The organism is Rhodococcus sp. P3_B8 (assembly GCF_056402775.1).
In genome coordinates, this window is record NZ_JBFUGT010000626.1 from 1 (window position 1) to 1,378 (window position 1,378).

A 1,378-nucleotide genomic window follows, 5' to 3' on the forward strand; every position below is an offset into this window, starting at 1 on the left:
GTGACGATGAGGCACCGGCCCCAACTCGCGCCCGAGAACTTCTCCGATTCACACTGTTTGCCAGGTGAAGCCGTCGGGGTCAGTGAAGGGTTCGGCGTCGCCGCTGATGACGATCCGGTGGGCGCCGGTGCCGTCGGGGGAGACGCCGGCGTCCTTCGCGAGGGCGCGGCGCCCGTAGAGCGCGAGCTTGACGTTCGGGCCGGTGGCGAACTCGACGTACTTGCGACCGAAGCTTCTTGTCACTTCCAGTCCGTGGTCGAGGTAGAACTGCTTGCTGGCTTTGACGTCTTCGACGCCGAGCAGCAGGACGAGGTCCTCGATGTGCCGGGTCGCCGGCCCCGTGTTCTTCTTCGACGATGTCGCGACCTTCCAGAGCGCTCCGTCGGGACCCTGCAGGACACCGCCGTACCCCCACAGGCCCTTCTTGACTGGTTTGATTGTGGTGCCGCCATTTTCGAGGGCAGCCCCGACGTAGGCGTCGACGATGTTCGGCTGGGACACGACGAGCGAGAGGGTGTAACCGCGGAAGCCGGTGGTCGGTGCGTCCGTGTCGCGGGCACTGATGTGTTCATCGAGGCCGAGGGCCGCGTGGAAGGCTTTCGCGGTGGTGGGGTCGGGGGTTTCGAGGGCGAGGGATTCGATGTTCATGCGAGTGACGTTAATGTCGCCCGCGGGCAGTCGCTTCTCGATTCCTGATCAGTCTGCTCCATGGTTGCTCCGTGCGTGAGTGCACTACGGGTGCGTGCGCGACTCCGTCTTCCTGGCGCAGGCGAAGTGACGGCCGTAGCGGAAGTGGCGTACTTGCGGACCGTCTCGAACTCGGCAGGTCCCGCAGGCCCGGCATGCGAAGGCAGTCAGGCGACGCGGGAAACGGAAAATGTAACGCATCCGCGTGTGAATCAGATCACATGTGTGCGTGGTTGCTGAAACTGCGCGACCGCTCACGGCGGCGCCCCAATAGAAGCGACGAAGGCAGAATTCTCATGGCGACACCCTCGACTCCGACGATTTCCGTGTCCACACCTCGCACGCTGAGGCGGCCCAGCGCGATGAGCACCGCCGAAATCAAGGCGAGAATCGAAGCCATGTACGCCGACGATCGCCGGCCCGACACTCCGACTGCTCGCTGACACACTTCCGGTGGAGCACGGTCTCGGCGGCTATGAACTGCTGCCGAATGGTCCGGGCGGCGTCGCGACGGGGTAGGCCGCGACGTCCATGATCACCGAGCCCTCGCACGGGCCGCTGTCGATGTCGGTACGCCAGGAACCGGTCAGCGTTCCGTCTGGTTGCGGTGTGTAGTACGCAACCGAGTGCGCAGGTGCCCACACCTTCGGCACCCCCTCGCCCTGGTAGCAGTCCCACTCCCAGTCGTAGG

Annotated in this window: 2 protein-coding genes; both read right to left on the reverse strand. The window is 64.9% G+C overall.

The genetic code is table 11. The features are described from left to right. Positions 1 to 48 precede the first annotated feature (48 nt). Complete coding sequence (locus AC1D1G_RS45255; RefSeq protein ID WP_477956946.1) at positions 49 to 648, reverse strand: glyoxalase; 600 nt, start codon at positions 646 to 648, stop codon at positions 49 to 51. Positions 649 to 1,160: 512 nt separating this feature from the next. Next, positions 1,161 to 1,378 (reverse strand): Rv2253/PknI dimerization domain-containing protein (locus tag AC1D1G_RS45260; RefSeq protein WP_477956947.1); only part of this gene is annotated, 218 nt, incomplete at its 5' end.

Excerpts from the sequence above, each read along its gene's own strand:
- AC1D1G_RS45255 (WP_477956946.1), bottom strand. The coding sequence starts at position 648 with ATGAACATCGAATCCCTCGCCCTCGAAACCCCCGACCCCACCACCGCG.